General features: G+C 67.7%; 17 protein-coding genes. 12 read left to right on the top strand and 5 right to left on the bottom strand.

What is annotated here, in order from left to right:
* Positions 1-18: 18 nt before the first annotated feature.
* The 4 genes from ACQEVO_RS07185 to mftE form a co-directional block, all read right to left on the bottom strand.
* Positions 19-1,695 carry a fumarate hydratase gene (locus ACQEVO_RS07185; RefSeq protein ID WP_432910125.1) on the bottom strand — a complete coding sequence of 559 codons (1,677 nt, stop codon included), beginning with the start codon at positions 1,693-1,695 and terminating at the stop codon, positions 19-21.
* A 162-nt stretch (positions 1,696-1,857) separates the two neighbouring features.
* Positions 1,858-2,391 carry an NUDIX domain-containing protein gene (locus ACQEVO_RS07180; RefSeq protein ID WP_432910122.1) on the bottom strand — a complete coding sequence of 178 codons (534 nt, stop codon included), beginning with the start codon at positions 2,389-2,391 and terminating at the stop codon, positions 1,858-1,860.
* A gap of 35 nt (positions 2,392-2,426) precedes the next feature.
* A complete protein-coding gene (gene mftD / locus ACQEVO_RS07175; protein WP_432910119.1) occupies positions 2,427-3,644 on the bottom strand; it encodes a pre-mycofactocin synthase MftD in 1,218 nt (405 codons plus the stop codon).
* Positions 3,641-4,342: a mycofactocin biosynthesis peptidyl-dipeptidase MftE gene (mftE, locus tag ACQEVO_RS07170; protein WP_432910116.1), complete on the bottom strand. Its 702-nt coding sequence runs from the start codon at positions 4,340-4,342 to the stop codon at positions 3,641-3,643. Before mftE ends, mftD begins: the two co-directional genes overlap by 4 nt.
* An 88-nt stretch (positions 4,343-4,430) precedes the next feature.
* Here mftE and mftR point away from each other — a divergent pair, with 88 nt between their 5' ends.
* The 7 genes from mftR (at position 4,431) to ACQEVO_RS07135 (ending at position 10,245) form a co-directional block, all read left to right on the top strand.
* Entirely contained in the window at positions 4,431-5,048 is a 618-nt protein-coding gene (gene mftR / locus ACQEVO_RS07165; protein WP_432910113.1) for a mycofactocin system transcriptional regulator, read from the top strand.
* A gap of 116 nt (positions 5,049-5,164) precedes the next feature.
* Positions 5,165-6,067, top strand: a complete 903-nt coding sequence (locus ACQEVO_RS07160; RefSeq protein ID WP_280399396.1) for an STAS domain-containing protein — start codon at positions 5,165-5,167, stop codon at positions 6,065-6,067.
* Positions 6,068-6,077: 10 nt separating this feature from the next.
* Complete coding sequence (locus ACQEVO_RS07155; protein ID WP_432910111.1) at positions 6,078-6,470, top strand: STAS domain-containing protein; 393 nt, start codon at positions 6,078-6,080, stop codon at positions 6,468-6,470.
* A complete protein-coding gene (locus ACQEVO_RS07150) occupies positions 6,460-6,873 on the top strand; it encodes an anti-sigma regulatory factor (protein ID WP_280399395.1) in 414 nt (137 codons plus the stop codon). Before ACQEVO_RS07155 ends, ACQEVO_RS07150 begins: the two co-directional genes overlap by 11 nt.
* Positions 6,866-7,513: a SpoIIE family protein phosphatase gene (locus tag ACQEVO_RS07145; protein ID WP_432910106.1), complete on the top strand. Its 648-nt coding sequence runs from the start codon at positions 6,866-6,868 to the stop codon at positions 7,511-7,513. The genes ACQEVO_RS07150 and ACQEVO_RS07145 overlap by 8 nt, the downstream gene beginning before the upstream one ends.
* 16 nt (positions 7,514-7,529) lie before the next feature.
* The gene (locus ACQEVO_RS07140) at positions 7,530-9,860 is read left to right on the top strand and encodes a SpoIIE family protein phosphatase (RefSeq protein WP_432910103.1); all 2,331 of its coding nucleotides are present in this window, start codon (positions 7,530-7,532) and stop codon (positions 9,858-9,860) included.
* A 46-nt stretch (positions 9,861-9,906) separates the two neighbouring features.
* Positions 9,907-10,245 (top strand): STAS domain-containing protein, encoded by a 339-nt coding sequence (locus ACQEVO_RS07135; protein ID WP_432922444.1) that lies wholly within the window; start codon positions 9,907-9,909, stop codon positions 10,243-10,245.
* Positions 10,246-10,422: 177 nt separating this feature from the next.
* Here the strand turns inward: ACQEVO_RS07135 and ACQEVO_RS07130 are convergent, their stop codons facing one another.
* Positions 10,423-11,463 (bottom strand): LLM class F420-dependent oxidoreductase, encoded by a 1,041-nt coding sequence (locus tag ACQEVO_RS07130; protein ID WP_432910100.1) that lies wholly within the window; start codon positions 11,461-11,463, stop codon positions 10,423-10,425.
* 129 nt (positions 11,464-11,592) lie between these two features.
* Here ACQEVO_RS07130 and ACQEVO_RS07125 point away from each other — a divergent pair, with 129 nt between their 5' ends.
* The 5 genes from ACQEVO_RS07125 (at position 11,593) to ACQEVO_RS07105 (ending at position 17,161) form a co-directional block, all read left to right on the top strand.
* Entirely contained in the window at positions 11,593-12,255 is a 663-nt protein-coding gene (locus ACQEVO_RS07125) for a cyclodeaminase/cyclohydrolase family protein (RefSeq protein ID WP_432910097.1), read from the top strand.
* A gap of 220 nt (positions 12,256-12,475) precedes the next feature.
* The gene (locus ACQEVO_RS07120; RefSeq protein ID WP_432910094.1) at positions 12,476-12,757 is read left to right on the top strand and encodes a hypothetical protein; all 282 of its coding nucleotides are present in this window, start codon (positions 12,476-12,478) and stop codon (positions 12,755-12,757) included.
* Positions 12,758-13,029: 272 nt separating this feature from the next.
* Positions 13,030-14,181, top strand: a complete 1,152-nt coding sequence (locus ACQEVO_RS07115) for a glycosyltransferase family 4 protein (protein ID WP_432922441.1) — start codon at positions 13,030-13,032, stop codon at positions 14,179-14,181.
* Positions 14,178-16,289: an amylo-alpha-1,6-glucosidase gene (locus tag ACQEVO_RS07110; RefSeq protein ID WP_432910092.1), complete on the top strand. Its 2,112-nt coding sequence runs from the start codon at positions 14,178-14,180 to the stop codon at positions 16,287-16,289. The genes ACQEVO_RS07115 and ACQEVO_RS07110 overlap by 4 nt, the downstream gene beginning before the upstream one ends.
* Positions 16,290-16,408: 119 nt before the next feature.
* The gene (locus ACQEVO_RS07105; protein WP_432910089.1) at positions 16,409-17,161 is read left to right on the top strand and encodes a L,D-transpeptidase; all 753 of its coding nucleotides are present in this window, start codon (positions 16,409-16,411) and stop codon (positions 17,159-17,161) included.
* Positions 17,162-17,195 lie beyond the last annotated feature (34 nt).

Genomic DNA, 17,195 nt, shown 5'->3' with positions numbered 1-17,195 from the left:
TTGCGGGCGCGGTGGAGATCAGACGCGTTCTTTGGAGCGGGTGCGCACGCGCAGGGCGATCGGTTTCTGGGTTTCGGCGAAGAAATCGTTGCCCTTGTCGTCGACGACGATGAACGCCGGGAAATCCTCGACCTCGATCTTCCAGACCGCTTCCATCCCCAGTTCGGGGTATTCGAGGACCTCCACCGATTTGATGCAGTCCAGCGCGAGCCGGGCCGCGGGGCCGCCGATCGAACCGAGGTAGAAACCGCCGTGTTCCTTGCAGGCGCGGGTCACCTGCGCGGACCGGTTGCCCTTGGCGAGCATGACGAACGAACCGCCGGCCGCCTGGAACTGGTCGACGTAGGAGTCCATGCGACCCGCGGTGGTGGGACCGAACGAACCGGAGGCGTAACCGTCGGGCGTTTTCGCGGGGCCGGCGTAGTAGACGGCCATATCGCGCAGGTACTGGGGCATCTCCTCGCCCGCGTCGAGGCGTTCCTTGATCTTGGCGTGCGCGATATCGCGGGCCACCACCAGCGGGCCGGACAACGAGAGCCGGGTCTTCACCGGGTATTTCGACAGTTCCGCACGGATCTCGTCCATCGGGCGGTTCAGGTCGACCTTCACCACATCGCCGCCGAGGATTTCGTCGGTCTGCTCGGGCAGGTACTGCGCGGGTTCGCGTTCGAGCTGTTCCAGGAACACCCCTTCGGGAGTGATCTTGGCCAGCGCCTGCCGGTCCGCGGAACAGGAAACCGCCAGCGCGACCGGGCAGCTCGCGCCGTGCCGCGGCAGGCGCACCACACGCACATCGTGGCAGAAGTACTTACCGCCGAACTGGGCACCGATCCCGAACGACTGGGTCAGCTTGAACACTTCCTGTTCGAGTTCCAGATCGCGGAAGGCATGGCCGGTCATGGAGCCCTCGGTGGGCAGATTGTCCAGGTAGTGCGCGGACGCGTACTTCGCGGTCTTGAGGGCGAATTCGGCGCTGGTGCCGCCGATCACCACCGCGAGGTGGTACGGCGGGCAGGCCGCGGTACCCAGGGAGCGGATCTTCTCGTCCAGGAATTCCAGCATCCGGGTGGGGTTCAGGATGGCCTTGGTTTCCTGGTAGAGGAACGATTTGTTCGCCGAACCGCCACCCTTGGCCATGTACAGGAACTTGTAGGACGGTTGCGCGGAATCGCCCGGCGTGGAATACAACTCGACCTGGGCGGGCAGGTTCGAACCGGTGTTCTTCTCGTCCCACATGGTCAACGGAGCCAGCTGGGAATACCGCAGGTTCAGTTTCGTGTAGGCGTCGAAAACGCCGCGGCTGATCCATTCGGCGTCGTCCACACCGGTGAGCACGCCCTCGGACTTCTTGCCCATCACGATCGCGGTGCCGGTGTCCTGGCACATCGGCAGGATGCCGCCGGCGGAGATGTTGACGTTCTTCAGCAGATCCAGCGCGACGAATCGGTCGTTGCCGCTGGCCTCCGGGTCGTCGATGATCCGCCGCAGCTGCGCCAGATGCGCGGGCCGCAGATAGTGGCTGATGTCGTGCATCGCCTCCGCGGTGAGCATCCGCAGCACCTCGGGGTCGACCTGCAGGAAGGTCCGGCCACCGGATTCGAAGGTGCTGACACCCTCGGTCGTGAGCAGCCGGTACGGGGTGTCGTCGGCACCGATCGGGAGCAGGTCTGAATAGCGGAACTCGGGAGCGGTCACCGATCGCACTCCTTCGGAAGTGGGCTGCGGGTAGAACACGGCACAGCCACGGTGAACGCCGCTGTACCGGGGGTCGAGCACAGCGAGCTTAGCGACCGACCCCCGGACAGCCCGAAGTAAGGCAAACCTAAATCGTAACCTGGCGAGCGCCTCCGCGCCGCGCTACCGCGTGCGGAGTTTCAGCAGCAGATAGGCGGCCAGCGACGGACCGTCGGCCAGCTCGCCGTCCCGGATCATCTCCTCCACCCGGGACCGTGGAAACCACCGTTGCCGCATGTCCTGTTCGGTGAGCTCCCGGTTCGGCTCGCCGGGCGACAGCTCGGTCGCGAGGAACACGTGGCAGCCCTCCCCGGTCATCGCGTTCGCGACCTGCACCCGGCCGAGCCACTCCAGCCGCCCGGCGGTGAACCCGGTTTCCTCGGCGAGTTCGGCCGCGGCCAGCTCCTCCGGAGTGCCCGTCACCCCCTCGGGAAAGGCGCCCGACGGGAACTCCCAGGTCCGGGCGCGCACCGGGTAGCGGTATTGCTCCACGAGATGGAAGCCCTCGTGTTCCATCGGGATGACGAGCGCGAAGTCGGGTTTCTCGATCACCGAGTACAGGCCGGGCGACCCGTCCCCGCGCTCGATCCGGTCCTCGCGCACCGTCAGCCACGGATTTTCGTAGACGATCCTGGACGACACCGTTGTGATACTCACGCCTCCAGTGTCATGCCACGACTATCCCGGCGGGGTCATACCGCTTCGGCGGGCGACTCCGGGATCCGCAGCTGCGCGGGCGCGTCGACGCCCAGCCGGCGCTCGAAACCCTCCGGGATCACGATATCCGAGCGGTCCAGCTCGGTGACGCTGGTCTTGCGCAGCCCGAGCAGCGCCGAGTCGATTCCGCCGCGCAGGATATCCAGCACGTTCTCGACCCCGGCCTGCCCGTTGGCCGCCAGACCCCACAGGTACGCGCGGCCGATCATCACCGCGCGCGCACCGAGCGCGACGGCCTTGACCACATCGCTACCGCGCCGGATACCACCGTCGAGCAGGATCTCGATCTCGTGACCCACCGCGTCGGCCACCACCGGCAGCGCGCGGATGGAGGCGGGGGTGCCGTCGAGGTTGTTACCGCCGTGATTGGACACCGAGATGGCGGCCACACCGGCATCGACGGCCCGGCGGGCGTCGTCCACCCGCATCACGCCCTTGAGCATCACCGGTCCGTCCCACTGCTCGCAGACCCAGGCCACATCGGCCCAGTCCGGGGCGGTGGTACCCATCCATTCGCCGTACGCGCCGAAGAAACCGGGAGCGGGGGCGTCACCGAGCGCCATATTGGGGGCGGTGAGGTCGGGCAGGGTGCCCGAGCGCAGGTACCGGGTGAGCCAGCGCGGTTTGAGCATCACCTGCGGCGCGAAACCCGCCATGGTGCGGAGGTCCAGTTTCTCCGGAATCACCGGTGAACCCCAGTCGCGACCGTGCGAGAACGACCAGTCCAGGGTGAGGATGAGCCCCACCGCGCCCGCCGCCTTCGCCCGCGCCATGCGCGCGGCGATATCGTCCTTGCTGCCACACCAGTAGAGCTGGAAGAACGTCGTGGGATTGGCGGCGACGACCTCTTCGACGGATTTACTCGCGAACGACGACAGCCCCATGGCCGTTCCGCGCGCGGCGGCGGCCCGCGCGACCGCGACCTCACCGTCGGGATGCACGGCCTGCACACCCGTGGGCGAGATGATCACCGGCATGGAGATCTGCTGACCCAGTACCGTCGTGGACTGATCGCGTTCGCCGATCGGTCCCGCGACATGCGGCGCGAAACCGAGTTCGGTGAACGCGGCCTGGTTGTCGTCGATGGTCTGGCCGCGTTCCGAGCCGGCGACGAGCGCGCCGTACACCGATTTCGGCAGCCGCTTCTTGGCGCGCCGATGGGCCTCGGCGACGGTTTCGAACCATGGGTTCACGGTCGGATCCTTTCCACTGGTTCCGGCCACCATTGCCGGACCTGATCGAACAACTGGGTGACGAGTTCGCCGAGCAACCGCTCTCCTTCGGCGGCAACGGCGCCGGTGGGATCACCGAGGACACCGTTGGCGCTGACGGCTTTCACCCCGCCCGCGCGCAACTGCGGCAGCACGTCGGCCAGCGGGCGGGTATCGCCCGGCCGGGCCTTGCCGAGGTGCACCCGCTCGGGCGAAAGGTGCAACTGCAGGGAGGTTTCCGTGCGGCCCGCATGGGCGTCGCCGGCGTAGCGCGGCAGGAACAGCCGGATATCGCGGGATTCGCTGCGCAACAGGGCCACCGCCCGCCGCAGCGGTTCCACGTTTCCGCCGTGCCCGTTGACCAGCACGATCCGCTCGAAGGTAGCGGTGGCCGACCGGCACAGTTCCACGATCAGCAGTTCCAGCGCCGCCTGACCGATCGAGAGTGTGCCCGGGAAACCACTGTGCTCACCACTGGCCCCGTAGGCGACCGGCGGCGCCACCAGTACGCCCGGGCGGCGACCGGCCAGGCCGGTGCACAGTGCTACGGCCAGGTCGGTATCGGTGGAGACCGGCAGGTGCGGGCCGTGCTGCTCGGTGGACCCCACGGGCACCGCGAGCAGCGCACCGCTGTTACCGAGGTCACCTGCCTCCGGCCATGTGAGGTCCGCCACCATCATGGGCCCGACATTAACGTCACCCACTGACAAAATCAAGAGAGTGCACCCGCACGCACCGGCGTCCCGTCGCACAGCGCAGAATCTTCCTGTGACGGCACAGCATCCGCGTGGGCGCCCCCGCGGCACCACCAAGCGCGAGCTCGAATTGATCGCCATGCGGCTGTTCAGCGAACAGGGCTTCGAGGAAACAACAGTCGAGCAGATCGCGGCCGTCGCCGGAATCAGCGGCCGGACCTTCTTCCGCTACTTCCCCGGCAAAGCCGAGGTGCTGTGGTACTCGTTCGACGACGAGGTCGCCGGACTCCGTGCCGCTTTCGCCGCCGTTCCCGCGGACGAGCCGATGATGGCCGCCGTGCGCCGCGTGGTGGTCAACGCCAACCGCTACCGCGCCGAGGACGTCCCCGAACTGCGCACCCGGATGAAACTGGTGGCCGATGTGCCCGCCCTCGCCGCCACCGCGGGCACCCACTACGACGCGTGGGAACGCACGGTGGGCGAGTTCGCGGCGACGCGACTCGGGCAGCCGCCGGATTCGCTGATCCCGATGGCCGTCGGCCGGACCACCCTGGCCGCCGCCCGCGCCGCGTTCGACGCCTGGCTCGCCCGCGCGGACGCGGATCTGACCGTTTATCTCGACCGCGCACTGGCGGCGCTGGAACGCGGTTTCGCCACGCCGGACGCGTTTCCGGTCACAACCGGTGAATAAACCGGACCGGCAGGTTTCACCGGCGTAGGAGCGAGGGTATGACTAGGCTCGGTATCGGCACGACCGCCGAAGTCACTACGATGTACCGGACCGCCGTCGAAAGGGGCACAAGTTACATGTCCGAGGTGTCCATGGGCCTTTCGGCGGACTCATTGGCCGAGGTTTCCGTCGACAAGCTGCTGCCGCAGCTCGTCGAACATCTGCGCCAGAACCGCACCGCACTGCGGGAGGAGTGGGCACGGCGTATCACCGAGGCCCGGCTGCTCACCGCCATGACCCCCGAAGAGGTCTTCTCCGAAGCCACCTCGGTGTACGACAACTACGTCGAGGTACTGGAAACCGGTAGCGTCGAAGCGCTGCAGGCCTACGCCCGCGATCTGTCCGAGCGCATCATCCCCAGAGGAGTCGAGACCGACGAGGTACTCGGCATGGTGCTGCTGCTGCGCGATGTGCTGGCCCGCTCGCTGTTCGAGAAGTACCAGTCGAATTTCGAACTGCTCAACGCCGTCCTCGACGCCTACGAGCCGGCCGCCAACCGGATCGCCAACACCGTGGGCGTGTCCTTCGTCCAGGAACGCGAACGCGTCATCCGGCAGCAACAGGAAGCCATCCGCGAGCTGTCCACGCCGGTTCTGCAGGTGCGCGAGCAGCTGCTGATCCTGCCGATAATCGGCGTGCTGGACAGCCAGCGCGCCCGCCAGCTCACCGAACAGTTGCTGCGGGCGATCCGCAACAACCGCGCCAAGGTGGTCGTCATCGATATCACCGGTGTGCCCGATATCGACTCGACGGTCGCCAACCACCTGGTGCAGACCGTGGACGCGTCCGGGCTGATGGGCGCCAGCGTCATCATGACCGGCCTCTCCTCGGAGATCGCGCTCACCCTGGTGACGATCGGCCTGGATCTGTCGAAGATGAACGCGGTCGGCGACCTGCAGGGCGGTATCGAAGAGGCGGAACGGTTACTGGGCTACGAAGTGTCCAGAGTGACCGAACGCAGCGAACGCGATTCGCGCTGACGGAACCGTTATGCCAGTACCTATCCTCAAACAAGGCACATATCTGATCGCATCCGTACAGTCCGCGCTGACCGATGCCGATACCGAGCGCCTCCAGGACGACCTGATGAACCAGGTCAGCAAGTACCGCGCGCAGGGCATCATCGTCGACGTGACGGCCATCGATGTGATGGATTCCTTCGCCGCGAGATCATTGCGCACCATCGCGCATATGACGCAGCTGCGCGGCGCGGAGACCGTTATCGTCGGCCTGCAACCCGAGGTCGCTTTCGCTATGGTGCAACTCGGCCTCACCTTCGAGGATATGCACACGGCACTGGACCTCGAGGAGGGCTTGGCTTGGCTGAACCGGAAGGCCTCGGCCCGCCACCACCACCGAGATGGTCGTGACAGTGGCCGCTGATCGGGTGGTAATCGCGGTGAAGATGTCGAACGACATCGTGACCGCACGTCAGGCCGGGCGGGAGCTGGCCGAGGAGCTCGGCTTCACGCTCACCGACCGGACGATGATCTCCACGGCGATCTCCGAGGTCGCCCGGAATATCACCAGCTACGCCGGCAGCGGCGAGATCCGGTTGCATGTGGACGAGCGCGACGGTCGTCGCGCTCTCGTGGTTCAGGCCAAGGATCAGGGGCCGGGAATCATCGATATCGCCCGCGCCATGGAAGACGGTTATTCCACCGGTCTGGGTCTCGGCCTGGGCTTACCCGGCGCCAAACGGCTGATGGACGGCATGGCCATCGAATCGGCACCCGGCCAGGGCACGTTGGTGGAAATGTGGAAGTGGGTACCCCACGGTGCATGAGGACGGGTTCATCGGCCGGATCGAATGGGCCGTGGCCGGCCGCGCCCTTCCCGGTCAGGATGTTTCCGGGGACCGCTGCGTGGTCCTCGACACCGGCACCGGATCGGTCCTGTTCGCCGTGCTCGACGGTCTCGGCCACGGGGCGGCCGCGGCCGCCGCGGTGGACCGCGCGTCCCGGGTGCTGGCCGAGAACCGCGCCGAACCACTGGATGTGCTGATGGTGTTGTGCCACCGGGCGATGTCGGACACCCGCGGCGCCGCGGTCACCCTGGCGCTGTTCGGCGCGGAGGAAGCACAGTGGCTCGGGGTCGGGAACGTGGATTCCCAGGTGCTCACCGCGGGGCCCACCGGCCCCCAGGTGAGTGCCACCGTGTTGCAGAGCGGGGGAATCGTCGGCTACCGGCTGCCGCCGCACCTGCAGCCGCAGACGGTGCCGGTGCGCCCGGGAGATCTGCTGCTGATGTCCACCGACGGAGTGGTGGTGGCACCGGACGAGGGTATCGACCTGGCCAAATCCACCGCCGATATCGCCCGGGAACTGGTCGACCGGCACGCCAAGGACACCGACGACGCACTGGTTCTCGCCGCCCGGGTCCGGGGTGTTCCGAACGGGGTCGCGCACGAGCGAGAAGCGTCGTGATCCGCCGGGAGAAACGATGAGCGAGATCCTGGCGGCGTTCCTCGACGCCTATGCCGACGCATTGCGCCGCCATCTCGCCGCTCCCGAACGCGACGGGCTCGCCGAAGCCCACGAACTCGGCCGCCGCGCGCTGGTGGAGGGCATCAGCCTGCTCGACCTCACCGAAAACCATTTCCGCGTGGCCAAACAGGTGCAGGTCGAAGCGGACGAACGGGAAACCGCCGGTGACGGGGCCGCCCGGGCGGACAGCCCGCTGGCCGAGCATGCGCTGGAATTCCTGCTGCAAACCCTGATCACCCTGGATGTGGCGACCCGCGGCTATCTCGACGGCACCCGCCGCTACGAACAGCAGCGCTCGCGCGCCGACGATCTCGCCGGGCGCGACGAGTTCCGCACCGCCCTGGTGGAATCGCTGCAGGACGGGTTCTTCGTCGCCGACGCGCGCGGCACGATCATCGAGGTCAACAAGGCCTTCGGCGAGCTCACCGGATACGGCGCGCCGGGGGTGCCCTATCCGATACCGCATCCGTGGTCGATTCCGGAGGGCCCCCGGTATCCCGATCTGGGTACCGAGGCCGCGCGGTTCGTCGTCCCGATCCAGCATCGTGACGGCCGCCGCCGCTGGATCGGGGTGAGCACCAGCGCTCTCGTGAAACCGGACGGCGAGGAACACATCTTCGTGGGCACCGTCCGTGACGTCACCGCCGAACACGACGCGCAGGCGCGCGATCAGGCCGCCAATCGGCTCGCTACGGCACTGGCCTCGGCCACCACGGTGGCCGAGGTGCTCGAGGTGGGACTGGACGAGCTGCGGCGTACGGTCGGCGCGGAAACCGCTGTCGTGGCGGTGTGGGCGGGTCATGCCGCGCCGAAGGTGTACCTCTCGGGTAACCCGCCGGCGGGCGAGGGCGGCACCGGCTTGAACCCCGGGACCGAGGCGATTCTCGAGCGCGCGCGTCTGCGGCCGGGTCGCACCCTCATCGCCGTCCCCGAGGGGGCCGGCAGCGCCGAGGGCATCGTGGCCCCGCTGGGTGAAACCGGCGATGCCGCGCTGTGGCTGCGGTTCCCCGCCCCGCGGGTTGTCGATGCCGCCGACTGGACCCTGTTCTCGCTGCTCATCGGCCATTTGAGTTTGGCCGTACAGCGGGCGCGCAACTTCGATCAGGCCCGTTCCACCTCGCTGACCTTGCAGCGGGCGATGCTCGGCCCGATCGAACTCCCGCCCCGGTTCTCGGTGCACTACGAACCGGCGCTGCCACCGCTCGAGATCGGCGGCGACTGGTACGACGTGGTACCGCTGCCCGACGGGACCATCGGTGTGGTGGTCGGCGACTGCGTGGGCCGTGGCCTGTCCGCCGCCGTGGTGATGGGCCAGTTGCGCACCGCGGCCCGGGCGCTGCTGTTACGCGGCGCCGGGCCGGCCCAGCTGCTCAGCGAACTCGACCCGGTGGCCGCGCGCATCCCCGGTGCCCTGTGCACCACCGTCTGCGCGGCGGTGCTGGATCCGGTGCGCGGGCTGGTCCGCTACAGCAATGCCGGTCATATGCCGCCCATCCTGGCCGATGTGGACAAGACCGGCCGGCTGCTCGAAGGCGGTCGCTCGGTACCGCTGGCCACCTTCGAGACCCTGCGCCGACCGGAGGCCACCACCCCGCTGCCGCCGGGTTCGACGCTGGTCCTGTTCACCGACGGGCTGGTGGAACGCCGCGGCGAGGATATCGACGAGGGATTCACGAAAATCGCCGAGACGCTGGCCGACAGTGCCCGCAAACTTCCCCGCGAAGTGGCCGATTCGGTGCTCTCGGCCTTGCGCCCGGACGGCGGCTACGACGACGATATCGCCATGGTGGTGTACCGGCAGCCACCGGAACCGTTACGGCTGGACCTACCGGCCCGGCCGGACCGGCTGGCCATGCTGCGCCGCACCCTCACGGCCTGGCTGTCGGCCGCGGCGGTGCCGCACAACCTGACCGCCGATCTCGTCGCGGCGACCAACGAGGCGTGTAGCAACAGCATCGAACACGCGTACCAGGAAGGCGCCTCGGATACCGAACGGGTGGTGCTCACCGCCGCCTGCGACGGCGACCGCGTGGTCATCGAAACGACCGATACCGGGACCTGGCGGCCCCGGCCCGCCGATCCGGGACCACGCGGCCGGGGAATCGATATGATGCGGGCACTCACCGAGGAACTCGAAATCGACCATCCGGGTCCCGGCACCCGGGTGCGGATGTCGGTGACCCTGCCGGCGATCACGTTTCCGGTGGCCAGCGCCCTGCGTGGTTCGAACAACCGGTCCCGCGGGGGCACGATGCAGCAAGATCGGGAGACTCATGGCAGATTGTGATGATGTGACGAACTCTTCCCCAGACGAGAACCCGATCCCGGATACGATGACGACCTCGATTGCCGACCACGACGGCGTCACCGTGCTCACGGTTACCGGGGAGGTCGATCTCGCCACGGCCCCTGCCCTGGAGACCGCGATCGACGCGGCGCTCGACGCCGGACCGGACCGTGTGGTCGTCGATCTGGCGGCGGTGAGCTTCCTGGCTTCGGCGGGGATGGCCGCCTTGGTAGCCGCCCATCAGCGGGCCGGCGAGAAGACCACCATCGCGCTGGTGGCCGAAGGCCCGGCCACCAGCCGCCAGCTCAAGATGACGGCTCTGGACCAGGTCTTCGACCTGCATTCCACGCTGGACGACGCGCTCGCGAGTTTCCGCGACGCCTGAGGCGACAACCGCTTTCGGCCGGCTGTCCCCGCGGCTCACCGCCGCCGGGACAGCCGGCCGACGGCGTTGCAAAGGACGTGTCCCTACCCGCAGGCACGTCGTATCGACGGGGCGCCCGGTCTCGGCCTCCTCCTCGAGGGTGTCCGGGCGCGGAGCCGTGCCCGGACACCTGCCGGATCAGTCGCAGAGGGTGCGCAACTGTTCGATCAGCGCGACCCGGTCGGCCGGGGTGGCCGCCAGCGGGGCGACATTGAGGACCGTGACCCCGGCCTCGGCGAATGCGGCGATCCGCTCCTTCACATAACCGGCCGGGCCGATCAGGGATACGTCCCGGACGAGCTGGTCGGGCACCACCTGGGTCGCCTCGTCCTTCTTCCCGGCCAGGTACAGCTCCTGGATCCGGTCGGCTTCGGCGCCGTAGCCGTAGTTGGTGGCGAGGGTGTGGTAGAAGTTCTTCCCCTTGGCGCCCATCCCGCCGATGTACAGGGCGAGCATGGGTTTGACGAACTCCAGCAGCGGTTCCACGTTCTCACCGATGGCCAGCGCCGGGCCGGCGTACACGTCGAGCGGGCCGAGTTCGGGATCGCGGCGTTCTTTTCCGGCGCGCAGGGCGTCACCGAATACGGCGTCGGCGCGTTCGGGCAGGAAGAAGATCGGCTGCCAGCCTTCGGCGATTTCCGCGGCCAGCGCGACATTCTTGGGGCCGAGCGCGGCGAGCAGCACCGGAATACGTTCGCGGACCGGGTGATTGATCAGCTTCAGCGGTTTGCCGAGACCGGTGCCCTCCCCCTCGGGCAGCGGGATCCGGTAGTACTTGCCCTCGTAGGTGAGCCGTTCCCGGCGCCAGACCTTGCGGCAGATCTCGACGAGTTCACGGGTGCGCCCGATCGGCGCGTCATAGGGAACACCGTGAAAACCCTCGATGACCTGCGGGCCGGAGGCACCCAGACCGAGCACGAAACGGCCGTCGGAGACGAAATCCAGGCCCGCCGCGGTCATCGCGGTGAGCGTGGGCGTGCGGGTGTAGAGCTGCATGATCCCCGAGGCCAGTTGTAGCCGGGAGGTTTTGGCCGCGAGGTAGCCCAGGGCGCTCACCGCGTCGAACGAGTACGCCTCGGGCACGAAGACGATGTCGAGGCCGGCCCGTTCCAAATCGGCCACTTCGGCCGCGGCTTCGGTGAAGCCGCCCGAATAATTGATACTCAATCCGATCCGCATGCCCTCAACATAAACCCGCCTACGGGGTGGCCCGGCACCGGCCACGCCGGGGGACGCGGTAGGTTGAGGGCAGTTACTCCTTGCGCAGTGCAGCTAACTTCGAGCTACCGTGTCGAGAAAGGCCTGATCGTGTCGCAGTCCCCCGAATCGCCCGAGTCCACCGCCACCGGTTTCGGTGGGTCACCGATCGGCGGCTACCTGGGCGAACTCGCGGCGAAGGTACCGGCACCGGGCGGCGGCGCGGTCGCGGCACTACATGCGGCCCAGGCCGCCGCCCTGGTGGCCATGGTCGCGCGGTACACCACTCGCGCCAAGGATGCCGAGCACCGGCCGGTCGTCGACCGGATCATCGAGGCCGCCGATTCGGCCCGCGAACGGGCGCTGGCCCTCGCCGACGCCGACGCCGCCGCCTTCACCGCGGTGGGCGCGGCCTACAAGCTGCCCAAGGACACCGATCAGGAATCGGAGCAGCGCGGCGCGGCCATCGAGGCCGCCCTGCTGGAAGCCGCTCGGGTGCCCGCGGCGGTGGTCGACGAGGCCGACGGGATCCTGGTCTTGGCAACCGAATTGCTCCCGATCGGAAATCCGAATGTAGTCACCGATATCGGCGCCGCCGGTGCTGCCGCACGCGCCGCGGCGGTGACCTCACAACTGAATATCGAGATCAATCTGGGTTCACTGCCGGCCGAGCGGACAGCGGCATTCACCGAGGTACTGGGCCGGATCTCGGAAATCACCGCCCGGGCGGATTCACTACATCAGGAAGTGCTCCATGCCGTCCGCGCCGGGTGAAAACACGTGCACATATCCGCACGCGCGAATTAACCAGGTATATGCCGAACTGGGATTATTCGAGATTCTATGAAGAACACGGCACGCGTAGAATGGGCGGCGTTCGGAGATTTTCATACTGCTCCACCGCTCGACCCAGGCACCATCAGCTAGACCGGCCGGCGGAGGCACCGGCGGCCGGGAACTGTTTGCTCCAGCTCGACGAGTGCAGGAGGTAACGGTGAGGATCGGGTACACATCGGCGCCGGCCGCGGCGGAAGTCACTGAGCCGGGTATCGATGTCATCACCGAACAAGGAGTCGTCTCCAACATCGCCGACTGTTCGGCGGATCCGGGGGTCTTGACGCTGGGCCAGGCCCGGCGCGCCCACGATATCCACAGACTCTGTTCTCCCGAATGCCTGGTCCGCAGACGGGCCGGTTCGACCCTCGCCTTCGGCGCACTACCGGACCGGCCTGCTTTCGGTATTTCGCCCGGCCGTTCGGCCCATCGCGGCGATTGATTTCCCGGCGCGGCAGCCACGTTCACCGGTCTGCCGCGCGTCTTTCCCGCCGGAGGTCTTCCGGCGCACTTCCGACAGCACCACCGTGCTCTCGAATGAATGGTTCTTGATCAGCTCCACCCATTGGCTGGGCGGCGAGCGACATATGTCGTGCGGCCACTAATCGAGGAGGAAAGTTGAGCACCATATTCACGAATACGGAATCCGAATCGGATACTCCGGCGCGAAAACCCCGGCGCGCCCGGTTCGGCGGAGCCGGACGTAACCACCCGCTGAACATCGTCCTGGTCGCACCCCCGTATTTCGATGTGCCCCCGGCCGGTTACGGCGGTGTCGAGGCCGTGGTGGCCGAACTCGCCGACACGCTGGTCGCGCGCGGGCACCGGGTGACGCTACTGGGCGCCGGAAAGCCCGGTACGGATGCCGAATTCGTCCCGGTCTGGGAGTCCCTGCAGGCCGAACGTCTGGGCGACCCGTTCCCCGAGGTCGTCAACGCCCTGAAGGTGCGGCGCATGGTCGAGAAACTGGCCCGCTCCCGGCATATCGACATCATCCACGACCACACTTTCGCCGGCCCGCTCAACGCCCCGGCCTACGAGAACCTGGGCATCCCGACCGCCGTCACCGTGCACGGGCCGGTCGACAACGATATGTGGGAGTACTACGGCGCGCTCGACGAGCACACCCGCCTCATCGCGATCAGCGACCGGCAGCGAGAACTGGCGCCGAGCTTCAACTGGATCGGCCGCGTGCACAACGCACTGCGCCCCAGTGAATGGCCGTTCCGCACCGAAAAGCAGGACTACGCGCTGTTCCTCGGCCGCTACGCCCCTTACAAGGGACCGCAACTGGCCCTGCGGGCCGCGCACGAGGCGGGTATCAAGCTCATCCTGGCCGGTAAATGCAACGAGCCGCCGGAGAAGGCGTTCTTCGCCAAGGAAATCGAGCCGCTGCTCACCGATACCGACCACATCTTCGGGGAAGCCGATGCGGTCGCCAAACGGGAACTGCTCGCGGGCGCGCGCTGCCTGCTGTTCCCGATCCGCTGGGAGGAGCCGTTCGGCATCGTGATGATCGAGGCGATGGCCTGCGGCACCCCGGTGGTGGCGCTGCGCGGCGGCGCGGTGGAGGAGGTGATCGAAGACGGTGTCACCGGCATCATCTGCGACCACCCGGACGAATTGCCCGCCGCCATCGCCAAAGCCGGCGAACTGGATCCGCATGCCTGCCGCCGCCGCGTCGAGGATTATTTCGGCGTGGATCAGCTCGGTGCGGGCTACGAGGCGGCGTATTACCGCATACTCGAAGCGTGGGACGAAGCCCACAGCAGGGGCCAGACACTGTCCGCCGTCGGTATGCGCCGCACCGCGGTACCCGCGATCCGCGCCGACGCCGGCACGACACCGGTATGGAGTAGGGCATGAACGCACCGCCGAGAATTCTCAACTCCGGCCAGCCCGCCGCCGTCAACGGCGGCGGGGGGACGGTCACCCTGGTCGAGGCGAGCACCTTCTGCTTGTCCGACCCCCTCGGCGATATCCATTCCGGCACTTCGCAAGGCCTTTTCTATCGCGATTCCCGGGTGATCTCACGCTGGGAACTCCGGCTGGACGGCCAGCCCGCCGAACATCTCACGGTGCTCACGCCGGAGGCGTTCAAAGGCCGGTTCATCCTGCGTAAACCCCCGCGTGCCGGGGTCGCCGACAGCACCGTGCTGGTGGTCCGCCGCCGGCTCATCGGCAACGGCCTCAAAGAGGCCATCACGGTGCACAACCTCGGTCACGAGGACACCGCGATGACGGTGACCCTGTTCGTCGACTCCGATTTCGCGGATCTGTTCGCGGTCAAGGAGGGTCGCAATCACGGCGGCGGCGCCGAACACAATGCCGTGGACGGCGATCTGCACCTGACCGACCACAACGAACCCGGCCGTGGCCTGACCATCAGCGCCACGGCCGGCGCGGTCATGCTCCCCGGCACCATCACCTGGCAGGTGGTGGTGCCGGCGCGCGGCCGCTGGGATACCGAGATCCTCGCCCAGCCGGTGCTCTCGCACCGCAGGGTGCAGATGGCTTTCGGGGACGACGAGGACAGCCCGATCAGCCGGCTCAAGGCCTGGCGGGCCACCGCCACCGATCTCACGGCCACCGATCCGGCATTGTCGGAGGTCCTGCAGCGCACCGAAAGCGATCTGGGCGCCCTGCGTATCGACGGCAGCACCGACGGTGCCCCCGCCTATGTCGCCGCCGGCGCACCGTGGTTCATGGCGCTGTTCGGCCGCGACAGCCTGCTCACCTCCTGGATGGCGCTACCACTGGATTCGGCGCTGGCGGTCGGCACGCTGCGGCGGCTGGCGGATCTGCAGGGTACGAAGGTCAACCCGATCACCGAAGAAGAACCCGGCCGGATCATGCACGAGATGCGGCACGGCCCGGCCAGCGGCCAGGTGCTCGGCGGCACCGTCTACTACGGGTCGGTCGACGCCACCCCGCTGTTCGTCATGCTGCTGGCCGAATGCTGGCGCTGGGGCGCCGGCGATGCGGTGGTCCGGGAACTGCTGCCGGCCGCCGATGCCGCGCTGGCCTGGATCGACGAGTACGGCGACGCCGACGGCGACGGCTTCGTCGAGTACCGCCGCAAAACCGATCGCGGGCTCAGCAATCAGGGCTGGAAGGACAGCTTCGACGCGATCAACGACGCGACCGGGCATCTGGCCGAACCGTCCATCGCGCTCTGCGAGGTCCAGGGCTATGTGTACGCGGCGCGGCGGGCCCGCGCCCAGCTCGCGGAGTACTTCGGCGATACCGGAACCGCCCGGCGGCTGCGCGAACAGGCGGAGAACCTCAAAGACCGGTTCGACGAGGCGTTCTGGGTCGCGAAGAACGGCTGGTACGCGGTCGCCTTGGACGGCCAGAAGAACCAGGTCGACGCCCTGACCAGCAATGCCGCGCAATGCCTGTGGACCGGGATCGTCTCCGACGAACGCGCCGCCGAACTGGTCGAGCGGCTCGCCGATGTGTCCATGGACAGCGGTTTCGGGCTGCGTACCCTGGCCTCCACCATGGGCGCGTTCAACCCGATGAGCTACCACAACGGGTCGGTATGGCCGCACGACACCGCCATCGCCGTGGCCGGACTGTTGCGGTACCGGCATATTCCGGGCGCGAGTGAACTGGCCGAACGGCTCACCACCGGGTTGCTGGACGCGGCCGGCGAGTTCGGCGGGCGGCTGCCCGAACTCTTCTGCGGGTTCGCCCGCACCGATTTCCGCTCCCCGGTCCCCTACCCCACCTCCTGCTCCCCACAGGCCTGGGCCAGCGCCGCACCGCTGCTGCTGGTGCGCTCCTTCCTGGGCCTGTCACCGTGCGCGCCCACGCGTACTTTGAAGGTGACCCCGCAACTCCCGAGGGAATGGGGAAAGGTGGGCCTGACCGACCTGAGATTGGGGCAGGCCACGGTGAGTATTCACGCCGAGGGATCGACGATGCACGTCCACGGGCTGCCCGATGACTGGAAACTCGTCACCGAATAGCAATCCCCCGGTGTGTCTACATCGCGAACAGGTGCCGGGACGATATCCTGGCTGGTTCAGTTGATCATGACCCCTTAGGATGGACCTCTGTCCACCAGTCCTCCGTAAGGGGTGGAACCATGAATACTGTTGCCCGGCACCTTTTTCTGGCTCTCGCGATCGTACTGTCGCTGGTCGTCGTCCCCGCCGGGGCGAACGCCATGACCGCCGACGCACCCCCCGCCGCCGCGGTCGAATCGGTCGCTCCCGCCGACGGCGCCGTCGTGGGGATCGCCCATCCGGTTACCGTCCGGTTCTCGGCGCCGATCACCGATCGGGCCCGCGCCGAACAGTCGCTGTCGGTCACCGCCGGACAGCCGCTGCCCGGCACCTATTCCTGGCGGGGCGACCGGGAACTCACCTGGACGCCCACCGGATTCCTCCCGGCGAACACCGCCGTGACGGTGAACTTCGCCGATCGGCACACCCAGTTCCAGACCAACGGCGGAGTGGTCGCCGACGCGAACATGTCCACCCACACCTTCACCGTCAGCATCGGCGGTCAGGTGGTGCGGACCATGCCCGCTTCCATGGGTAAACCCGGATACGAGACCCCAACCGGCACGTATCCGGTGCTGGAGAAGTTCCGCAACATCATCTTCGATTCGCGCACGATCGGGATCCCGCTCGATTCGCCGGAGGGTTATCTCATCGACGGTGAATGGGCCGAACGCCTCACCTGGGGCGGTGTCTTCGTCCATTCCGCGCCCTGGTCGGTGGATGCGCAGGGTAACGCCAACGTCAGCCACGGCTGTATCAATCTGGCGCCCGCCGATGCCGCCTGGTACTACGAGAACGTCGGTATCGGCGATCCGGTGACCGTCCACTGGTGAGCCGTCGCGGCCCCGATGCTGCGGTGTGCCCGCC

This window comes from Nocardia sp. CA-290969 (assembly GCF_050936135.1).
Lineage (GTDB): Bacteria > Actinomycetota > Actinomycetes > Mycobacteriales > Mycobacteriaceae > Nocardia.
The sequence above is the reverse complement of the archived record's forward strand: the minus strand, read 5'-3'. Positions and strand labels throughout refer to the sequence as shown.

Coding starts and splice junctions, on each gene's coding strand:
- mftE (WP_432910116.1), bottom strand. CDS start 4,342: ATGATGGTGGCGGACCTCACATGGCCGGAGGCAGGTGACCTCGGTAAC.
- ACQEVO_RS07160 (WP_280399396.1), top strand. CDS start 5,165: ATGTCCGAGGTGTCCATGGGCCTTTCGGCGGACTCATTGGCCGAGGTT.
- ACQEVO_RS07155 (WP_432910111.1), top strand. CDS start 6,078: ATGCCAGTACCTATCCTCAAACAAGGCACATATCTGATCGCATCCGTA.
- ACQEVO_RS07140 (WP_432910103.1), top strand. CDS start 7,530: ATGAGCGAGATCCTGGCGGCGTTCCTCGACGCCTATGCCGACGCATTG.
- ACQEVO_RS07135 (WP_432922444.1), top strand. CDS start 9,907: ATGACGACCTCGATTGCCGACCACGACGGCGTCACCGTGCTCACGGTT.
- ACQEVO_RS07130 (WP_432910100.1), bottom strand. CDS start 11,463: ATGCGGATCGGATTGAGTATCAATTATTCGGGCGGCTTCACCGAAGCC.
- ACQEVO_RS07110 (WP_432910092.1), top strand. CDS start 14,178: ATGAACGCACCGCCGAGAATTCTCAACTCCGGCCAGCCCGCCGCCGTC.
- ACQEVO_RS07105 (WP_432910089.1), top strand. CDS start 16,409: ATGAATACTGTTGCCCGGCACCTTTTTCTGGCTCTCGCGATCGTACTG.